9 protein-coding genes are annotated in these 8,893 nt (G+C 44.3%); 3 read left to right on the top strand and 6 right to left on the bottom strand.

Translation table 11 applies throughout. The annotated features are described in order from the left end of the window. Nucleotides 1–354: 354 nt before the first annotated feature. The 5 genes from B5F87_RS17460 to B5F87_RS17440 form a co-directional block, all read right to left on the bottom strand. Nucleotides 355–1,038, bottom strand: a complete 684-nt coding sequence (locus tag B5F87_RS17460; protein WP_087283349.1) for a PIG-L deacetylase family protein — start codon at nt 1,036–1,038, stop codon at nt 355–357. After that, nucleotides 1,035–1,685 carry a sugar transferase gene (locus B5F87_RS17455; protein ID WP_158097088.1) on the bottom strand — a complete coding sequence of 217 codons (651 nt, stop codon included), beginning with the start codon at nt 1,683–1,685 and terminating at the stop codon, nt 1,035–1,037. Before B5F87_RS17455 ends, B5F87_RS17460 begins: the two co-directional genes overlap by 4 nt. A gap of 30 nt (nt 1,686–1,715) precedes the next feature. Beyond that, a complete protein-coding gene (locus B5F87_RS17450; protein WP_087283345.1) occupies nt 1,716–2,603 on the bottom strand; it encodes a UDP-3-O-(3-hydroxymyristoyl)glucosamine N-acyltransferase in 888 nt (295 codons plus the stop codon). Nucleotides 2,604–2,680: 77 nt separating this feature from the next. Then, nucleotides 2,681–3,970, bottom strand: a complete 1,290-nt coding sequence (locus B5F87_RS17445) for a DegT/DnrJ/EryC1/StrS family aminotransferase (RefSeq protein WP_087283343.1) — start codon at nt 3,968–3,970, stop codon at nt 2,681–2,683. A 109-nt stretch (nt 3,971–4,079) separates the two neighbouring features. Further along, the gene (locus tag B5F87_RS17440) at nt 4,080–6,398 is read right to left on the bottom strand and encodes a nucleoside-diphosphate sugar epimerase/dehydratase (protein ID WP_087283341.1); all 2,319 of its coding nucleotides are present in this window, start codon (nt 6,396–6,398) and stop codon (nt 4,080–4,082) included. 475 nt (nt 6,399–6,873) lie between these two features. Here B5F87_RS17440 and B5F87_RS17435 point away from each other — a divergent pair, with 475 nt between their 5' ends. Beyond that, nucleotides 6,874–7,131 carry a helix-turn-helix transcriptional regulator gene (locus tag B5F87_RS17435; protein ID WP_087283339.1) on the top strand — a complete coding sequence of 86 codons (258 nt, stop codon included), beginning with the start codon at nt 6,874–6,876 and terminating at the stop codon, nt 7,129–7,131. A 74-nt stretch (nt 7,132–7,205) separates the two neighbouring features. Here the strand turns inward: B5F87_RS17435 and B5F87_RS17430 are convergent, their stop codons facing one another. Next, nucleotides 7,206–7,823, bottom strand: coding sequence for a hypothetical protein (locus tag B5F87_RS17430; RefSeq protein ID WP_087283337.1), 618 nt, complete (start codon nt 7,821–7,823; stop codon nt 7,206–7,208). Nucleotides 7,824–8,146: 323 nt separating this feature from the next. On the opposite strand from B5F87_RS17430, the gene B5F87_RS17425 reads away from it, so the two are divergent. Further along, complete coding sequence (locus B5F87_RS17425) at nt 8,147–8,398, top strand: helix-turn-helix transcriptional regulator (protein ID WP_087283335.1); 252 nt, start codon at nt 8,147–8,149, stop codon at nt 8,396–8,398. 144 nt (nt 8,399–8,542) lie between these two features. After that, nucleotides 8,543–8,809, top strand: a complete 267-nt coding sequence (locus B5F87_RS17420) for an AbrB/MazE/SpoVT family DNA-binding domain-containing protein (RefSeq protein WP_087283333.1) — start codon at nt 8,543–8,545, stop codon at nt 8,807–8,809. Nucleotides 8,810–8,893 lie beyond the last annotated feature (84 nt).

Genomic DNA, 8,893 nt, shown 5'->3' with positions numbered 1-8,893 from the left:
TTTCTGTGTACTTTATTCAGTTTTCAATGTACAATTCTTTTTATATTGAACACTTATAAAAGCGTATCAACCTATATTTTTTCAAATCGGATTATCCGAGTTTTCGGACAGTCTCCCCTACCATTCAAACATAGGTGAATTGCATCATGTGGAATTAAAAAGACCTTAGAAGCCAAATGCACATTATTTCCTATAGAAATCAAATTTGGATATAGTGGAATTTTTCTTTCCATAATCGTACAGCCGTTTCCAATTTCATGAAAAATGCGATGTTCTTTTATGTATTTTGCTCGTTTTACACTACTCGGAATCATCCATAACCTTATCGTATGACACAATCTGTAAAGCGCCTGTCTATTCATTGATTCTTCTCCCTGCCTTGACCTCACGCAACAGCATAAATGCTTCAGCATAAGGGATGCTAACTGTATTTCCTCTGAATTTTGCCAATGCCTCAACTGTCTCTAATGAACGTGGATTCGGGAACTCAGCCAACTGTGTCGTAAATTTTTTTAAAGCATCTAATTTCTTATCCACAAATTCACTAATATCGTTATAGACATTAGGAATAAAATCATTTACCATATTGGGTATATCCCATCCTGTTTCCGATAACGTTTCATAAGCATATATTTTCTTTACCTTATGCTCATACTTTGGCCGTAATGCAACCATTGCGGCATCAACTGTCATTTTGTGATCCAGCTGCATATCTCCACGATGTGGAAGATACACTATTTCAGGTTTTATATCCTGAATGGTTTTCATAAATGCATCATTCAATTTATAACGCGGTACTTCTTCCATCATTACTGCAGGAAAATCAAGGAAAATCGTCTCCTTGACACCAAGCAATGCATCCGCTTTCTTGCATTCACCCATTACTTTTTCTACAGAATCTTGTGAAAATAATGGCTCATACCCTTTTGTTACGATACAAACATAAACACTGTCTCCCATAGATACATGTTTTGCAATTGTTCCACCGCACCCCAAAACTTCATCATCTGGATGTGGAGCTATTACCAAAACATTCATATACCTTCACCTGCCTTCGCATCAGAATATAAATTATCACCAGTAAATTCTTCCCTATTTCCTGCAACCCTATATTCTGCTCCAATTATTGCTTCCCGCAAGACTGCAAAAATCATTTTCAAATCCACCAAGAAACTGCAATTTTCTATGTACCAAATATCGTTTTCAAATTGATCATTCCATGTCCATGTTTTCATTGTTTTCAATGGTACACATGCAAAACCTGGTCTTACCTCATGCCGCATCATATGCCGCTTTGTATAAAGTGGAAGATATTTAACTAAAAGCGGTCGCGGCCCAATAATACTCATTGTACCGATAAAAATACAAAACAATTCTGGCAATTCATCAAGTGATAGCCTACGAATAAATTTCCCAAATTTTGTAGCCCTTTTATCCTCTGATAACAATTCACCATTCTCATCTGTTTCATTTGTCATAGAACGAAACTTATAGACTTTAAAGATCTTTCCATGAAGTCCAGGCCTCTCTTGGGAATATAATACTGGTCTTCCATGTATAATCAGTTCTAAAAGAGCAATCATTATAAATAACGGACTTAATATGATAATAGCTATTCCGCTGAGAAGAATATCTATTAATCTTTTTATATACTTTGTATATATATTTTTCTTAACAACTGGCAATGAATCCACCTATATCATCTACTCCCTAAATTACTTTGCCGGATTACCTTTCACGACACATCCGTCACTTACATTTTTTACGACAACAGCTCCCATGCCAACTATAGCCCCAGAACCTATATGTCGTCCATCCCGCACCGTTGCATTTCCAGAGATATAAGCTTTGTCTCCTGTCGAAGAACTTCCAAACATGATCGTCTCTCCAACCACAAAGGTATCTTCTCCAATGATCACATTATGAGAAATAAAGCTACTGTTATCCACCTTGCTTCCTCTCTTTATAGTTGTGTTATCTATAGCTCCACGAGCAATCACAGTCAATGCTCCAATCTGCACATCATCTTCCAGAACAACTCCACCGAACTGCGGCATGGTAAGAGCTTTTCCGCTTTCATCCCGGTCTGTAGAAAGACCATCTGCACCTATGACTGTGTTTTCCTTGATAACCACGTTGTTTCCTACATGAATTTCTCCGATCAACCTTGCACCGGAACCGATATAAACATTATCTCCTATCTCTGTCTCCCCACTAATATATGCTCCAGGAAGGATACGACAATTTTCTCCAATCTTTGCACCTTTGCAGATATATGCTCCATTAATAACCTCATAGTCCTCAACAGGAGGGAGATACGTGATTTTGTTATCATAAAAGAACCTACAGTATTCCCTGTGCGGATTTTCAACCTTACATACAGCGTGACGAGCTTCCAACCCACCCGGTGTATCCACATCCTTCGGCCAGAAGATAAGACAGTTTTCGCATTTCATAAATACTGCTGCCTCATTGATACGACTCTCAATAATAAACATGACCGCATTATCTTTTGGTATACTCAATGAGGCAGGCCTTAAGACATCAAATGCCTTATCTTCCACATATCTACTTGCATTTATTTTGAAGTACTCCTTCATCATTTCTTCATTGCTCCTCTATTATGCAGTTCTGTGTCTCTACAGTACATTTACTGTATTTCTATAGTATCAGTTCTAATTTATTCAAAACATCTCTTTATAATCTCAATTATTCTGTCTTGCTCCCCCGCCGTCATCTTATTATCACTCGGCAGACACAGGCCTCTGTCAAAGATATCCATTCCCACATCCAGCGGCTTTCCATCTTTGCCAACTGCTCTTCCACCGACGTAAGCATTCGTCTTTGCTCTTCCATTTCCTTCTCGGGTCACAAAAGCATTCATTCGATAAATAGGCTGCATATGCATCGGCTTCCAGATAGGACGGCCTTCTGCATTATATTTTGCCAGCGTCTCAAGGATTTCCGTCGGGCAAGTCTTTCCTTTCTCGCTGATATATATAGCCTCGGTTTCGCTTCTCACCTGGCGGCACATGGCGTCCTCATCAATCAGCATACAGGACAGCCAGAAGTTCGGCTCGCTGTTTTCCGCGTCGTATGGGTTCATGGATACTGGCAGGTCTTTGAATCCTTCCTTATATCGCATATATATTGCTTTTTTCTGTGCGATATGCTCTTCCAGATGTGGCAGCTGCCCGCGAACTACACCGGCAATCACATTACTCATGCGGTAGTTATAGCCCAGCTCTTCGTGCTGGTACCACGGGGCGTTTTCTCTGCTCTGAGTTGACCATTTACGAACTTTATTGGCCGCTTCCTCATCATCAGTCAGCAGCATACCGCCGCTGCTTCCTGTAATGATTTTATTACCATTAAAGCTGATACAGTTATATTCTCCAAAGGTTCCTGTCTGCCTGCCTTTATAGGTGGCTCCCATGGATTCTGCTGCGTCCTCAATGAGAATCGATCCATGTTTATCGCAGATAGCTCTGATTTCATCGATTTTAGCTGGAACGCCGTAGAGATGCACAAGAACAACCACTTTTACATCCGGGTACATTTCGAAAGCTTTCTCAAGTGCGGCCGGATCCATATTCCATGTGTCATACTCCGTATCAATGAATACCGGAACACCGCCTTCGTAAACTACAGGATTCACCGTGGCATCGAAGGTCATATCAGAACAAAACACCCGGTGCCCGGCCAATGCCCCTTTTCCCAACTGTGTCTGTCCATATATTTGCTCTCCCGCCAGCTTCACTGCCATGTGCAAAGACGCTGTGCCTGCGGATAAAGCCACTGCGTGGCCGCAGCCCAGCTTTTCACACACGATGCGCTCAATTTCGTTGATGTTGGCGCCCACTGTGGACATCCAGTTGGTTTCGTAGGCTTCTGTTACATATTTTAATTCTTCTCCGTGCATGGTAGGGGAAGAAAGCCATATTTTATTTTTAAATGCCTGAAATTCCATTTTCGGTTCCTCTTTTTGCTTCTGAGAAAATGCATTGGCCAACATGGTACATTATATCACCGATGTGCGTTTATGTACATTTTGTCGTCACATTTTCCAGATAATTCCCTCACCCATTCGTTACCGCTGCCACTGCCTGCGCTTTCTGCGGGCCGGCATAAACAGCCTCTCCAATTGATGCGCTTGTTTCTTTCTGCGCTTTCTTTGGAAGCGGGCGTTCCTCGCCGGTCGGGTTCTTGCCTACCGGGTGGAAGGTCGGCACGATACGCTCCACCAGTTTTACGATATCGCCGCTGTTTTCATAGCTGGCCTTGGCCAGCTCTTCCAGGTCGCGGAGGAACTGCTCGGTGTCGAACGGAATCGGCTTGCCGATATGGATGAGTTCGTTGTCGGTCTTTTTGAGGCCTTCTTCGGCCATCAGTTTCTCTTCGTAGAGTTTCTCGCCGCTGCGCAAGCCCGTGTAGACGATCGGTATCTCGGTGTCCGGCTCATAGCCGGACAGCTTGATCAGGTTGCGGGCCAGGGTGTCGATCTTGACTGGTTCGCCCATGTCGAGGACGAAGATCTCGCCGCCCCAGGCGTAGGTGCCGGCCTGCAGCACGAGGCTGACAGCTTCCGGTATGGTCATGAAGTAGCGGACGATGTCCGGATGGGTGACGGTCACCGGGCCGCCGGCTTCAATCTGTTTTTTGAAGAGCGGGATGACGGAGCCATTGCTACCCAGTACATTTCCAAAGCGGACGGCTACGAACTGGGTGCCCGTTCTGTCCTGGTTTTTGACGCTCTCAATGCGGAGACCGGATTTCCGTCCTGCGGCGGCTGTCTGTGCTGCCGCTGCGCTGTTTTCCCGGGCAGTCGCGGCAGAATCTGCGGATTCTCCGGCATCCCGGGCGGCTCCGTTTGAAGAGCCCCGTTCTGAGGCCCCTGCGCCGCCGTATACGGCCATATGGTCCATCGGGTCATAAGCAACCTGCCCGTCAATCTGTTTGTCCTTATGGGCGTGGATGAACGGCAGCAGGTCGATGCGGCCTTCTTTGCTGACGGCGTCCATGCTCTGGATGACCATCTCGCAGAGACGCTTGCTGGCGCCCATGATGTTGGTCGGGTTCACGGCTTTGTCGGTGCTGATGAGGACAAAGCGCTGCGCGCCGTGCTTTAAGGCGGCGTAGGCCGTCTTGTAGGTGCCGATGACGTTGTTCTTGATGGCTTCGTTCGGACTGGTCTCCATGAGCGGCACGTGCTTGTGGGCGGCCGCATGGTAGACGATGTCCGGTTTGTACTGTTCAAAAACCATGTTGATGCGGCGGCTGTCGCGGACGGAGCCGATGAGCACCACCAGGTTCAGGTCTTTATATTTTCGTTTTAATTCCTGCTCGATGTCGTAAGCGTTGTTTTCGTAAATGTCAAAGATGATCAGCTGCTTTGGCTCATGGGCGGCAATCTGGCGGCAGAGCTCGCTGCCGATGGAACCGCCTCCGCCTGTGACCAGGATGACTTTCCCTTTCAGGTACTGGAAAATCTCGTCCATATTGACCTTGATCGGGTCACGGCCCAGCAGATCTTCCACGGCTACAGCCTTCATCTTGCTCAGGGAAACGTCGCCGTTGGCCAGCTGGTAAACGCCCGGGAGACTCTTTAACTGGCAGCGTGTCTCCTTGCAAATGTTGAGAATATCCTTTCGGTCCTGCGGTGAAGCCGTCGGGATGGCGAAAAGAATCTGGTCGATGTCATACTTGTGCACGGCCTTCAGGATGGATTCCCGGCCGCCGACGATCGGAACACCTTCCATAAAACGGTTCCATTTGTTCGGATTGTCGTCAATGACGCAGCGCGGCTTTGTGTCCAGCTGACCGGAGTTCTTTAATTCCTTTAAGATCACCTGTCCGGCGGCGCCGGCGCCGATGACCATGACGTTGTGCTTCGCCCGCATGTTGTTCTCGCGGCGGCTGCGCAGCAGCGTGATGTAGCGATAAGAGAAACGGACTCCTGTGACCAGCACAAACTGCGTTACCGCTCCGATCATATAATAGGAAATCGGCATCCGCTGTACAAACAGTGTAATCCCGGCCGTATGAACCACGGAGGTGATCACAGACGCGGCAAAGATCCTGTTCAGTTCACTGAAGCTGGCAAAACGCCAGATACTCTTATATAAACGCAGCACAAAAAAGACCGCCAGGACGAATATCGTGTAAAAAGGACTAAAAACCAGGAATGAATGGAAATATTCCGGCGGTATATTGGAGTAGCGTGCGTCAAAACGCAGCCACAGTCCCAGAAAATAAGAAAAATTAATTGCGATAATGTCGAATATAACAAGATAGAAGGTAATCACCTTCCAGTGTTGGATATGTATCTTTTTTACCGTTGATTTTTTGCGGCCAGAGATTCTTTCCCTCTCTCTTCTGCTTTCTGACTCTTTTTTCATACTTTTATCCTCTGCCCTGTTTCCTCATATTTATCAGCACAGATCCTTCTTCTGCGAAGTCTTCTGCACATTTTCATTCATTTTATATATAATTCGTGCATTATATAACGACATATAACCCACGATTTCAATAATATCAGGCATTTCTACTTTTTTCAACTGCAAATATTACCACTTTTCCTGCATTTTATGTACATTTCTCAAATGGTACGCTCTCCGGAACTCATGACTCCCAGGAACCATTGGCTGCATTTGATATGCGGATTCATCACCCTTTTCACAAAAAAACAAAAAAATGTCCTCGTAATGACAAATACCTAACCATAAGTGGCAATTTTTATATTAAAATATGATATATTTTTAAATAATAAAACCAATACTGAGGTGTAAATCGTAACAAGTTTTCTTCCCGACAGATAATATTTTCTTACCCCCCACTTAACAGAAAAATTTTATTTGAAAGGAAGGGATACAAATGAAAAAATCAGATAAGGATCTTAATCTTCTTATCAGCAGGAAACTTTATGAATACCGTATGGAGAATTCTTATTCTCAGGAACGCATGGCGGAAAAACTTAACATTTCACCGCGAAGCTACTGGGAACAGGAAAAGGGAAAAAGCGGCTTCAGCGGCAGAACCATCTGCCGGCTTCTCTGCATTCTCCCTCCGGAGGAAGTGAGCAGTCTGATACACAGCCTGCGAACCGAAGTATGGAAGGAGGATTACGAGTAAAGAAAAGCCAAAACACAGAAGGCCGCCGGGACTTACATTCCGGCGGCCTTCTGGCACACATCCTGCTATTTACTTTACTTTTTATAAGAGACTTCTTTTACCACATATCCGTATGCAGAATCTTTATCTTTCTTTACCTTGAGAACGGTGCTGCCCATATCCTCGGAACCATTCTCTCCGTAGATACCCATCTTATTCTGAATCTCAACCCGATACAGATTCTTCTTAATCTGAACAACCTTTTTAATCTTATACTGAGGAATACAATCGCTGAAATCTCCGCCGCAGTACATGTACGGATCATTTGCGAAACTGCTGTCTGCAGCGCATACAAGCATATCTTCCTGGCCTGTCTTCTTGAGGACATTGACCTTTGCAGCCTTGCCGAACAGATCCTTTGTCTCTCTTTTTAACTCTCTGGCAGTAAATCCAAAATCATCTTTATAGTTGTAACGCACAAACGCGCCGATTGATAACTGATTCGCTCCGTTCAGCGGAATCTCAACCTGTCCGCCTGAAATATTGCCGCTGAGATTCATCGCTGTAGTATAAGCGGCAAACATCTCAGAAACCTGCTTCAAATCACGGTCACCGCTCATCTTCTTCGTGACATTCGCCGCAGCCGCATGAACCGGCACTGCAGATACTATCAACATCATCGCTGTCAATAATGCCATAATCTTTCTCTTCATAATGAATCTCCTCCTGTTGTCATATTCGAGAGCATCTCGCCCTCAGATGCGTTTATTATAGTTTCTCCCCTGCAAAATTGCCATAACAGAAATATTATTTTTCATTACGGAGAAAATAAAAATTGTAACAGAAGTGTTGCAGAAAGAGCCGATTCAGAGCCGCAAACACAAAAAGATTCTTATTTATGTCACAAGAAATCCACACGAAATTAATTTCTTTTTCGTCTCACTTTCACAACCGGTTTCATTCCCTCCTCTTACTACAATCGAACCATCGGTTCAAAAACTGAGCCAGACTATTTTACACAGGAGGAACACAGAAAATGCCCAAACCGAGAACGGAATCCGGTGAAAAAAATCTGATCAGCAAACGCCTGGCCAAGCTCCGCCAGGAGCACCACATGTCCCAGCGCGACCTGGCCAACAAACTGCAGCTGGCCGGCTACGACATGGACAAAAACGTCATCACCCGCATCGAGACCAACAAACGCTATGTCTCCGATCTGGAACTAAAAGCCATTGCGGAAATATTCCAGGTGTCTTACGTTTATCTGATCGATGGGGAGGAGGAGTGATCCTCCTCTCCATCAATGGAAAAATTTGTAATTTTATACATTTATCAAAAGTATTTACATCTTCTGGTTGACTTTACTGTTTTTTATGTTATGCTAAGGGTGACTTGAAAACACATGCTGAAAGATAAACAGGAGAGAGAATATATGCAAAGTACAGGAATTGTCAGAAAGTTGGATTCATTAGGCAGAATTACTTTACCGATGGAACTTCGCAAAAGTTTTGACATCGGCGACAGAGAACCTTTAGAAATTTTTACCGAAGACGACAAAATTATCATTAAAAAATACAATCCAAGCGATATTTTCACAGGACAATGCGAGGATCTGGTTGAATATAAAGGAAAAAAAGTCTCCCGCGACTCCATACGGGAGCTGGCACGCATCGCCGGTTTTACATTATCAGAAGAATAAACCGGATGCTTCACCAATCCCAGTACATTTAAATCGGCAGAGAATTTCTGTAAATATAATATATGATTGATAAAAAGGTCTTCC

The sequence above is a fragment of the Eubacterium sp. An3 genome (genome assembly GCF_002159465.1).
GTDB lineage: Bacteria > Bacillota > Clostridia > Lachnospirales > Lachnospiraceae > Anaerobutyricum > Anaerobutyricum stercoris.
Note: the sequence above shows the minus strand (reverse complement) of the source record. Positions and strands in the feature narration are given on the sequence as shown.

Bases quoted from the DNA above. Each gene is read 5' to 3' on its own strand.
- B5F87_RS17460 (WP_087283349.1), bottom strand. From the start codon at position 1,038: ATGAATGTTTTGGTAATAGCTCCACATCCAGATGATGAAGTTTTGGGG.
- B5F87_RS17450 (WP_087283345.1), bottom strand. From the start codon at position 2,603: ATGATGAAGGAGTACTTCAAAATAAATGCAAGTAGATATGTGGAAGAT.
- B5F87_RS17445 (WP_087283343.1), bottom strand. From the start codon at position 3,970: ATGGAATTTCAGGCATTTAAAAATAAAATATGGCTTTCTTCCCCTACC.
- B5F87_RS17440 (WP_087283341.1), bottom strand. From the start codon at position 6,398: ATGAAAAAAGAGTCAGAAAGCAGAAGAGAGAGGGAAAGAATCTCTGGC.
- B5F87_RS17435 (WP_087283339.1), top strand. From the start codon at position 6,874: ATGAAAAAATCAGATAAGGATCTTAATCTTCTTATCAGCAGGAAACTT.
- B5F87_RS17430 (WP_087283337.1), bottom strand. From the start codon at position 7,823: ATGAAGAGAAAGATTATGGCATTATTGACAGCGATGATGTTGATAGTA.
- B5F87_RS17425 (WP_087283335.1), top strand. From the start codon at position 8,147: ATGCCCAAACCGAGAACGGAATCCGGTGAAAAAAATCTGATCAGCAAA.
- B5F87_RS17420 (WP_087283333.1), top strand. From the start codon at position 8,543: ATGCAAAGTACAGGAATTGTCAGAAAGTTGGATTCATTAGGCAGAATT.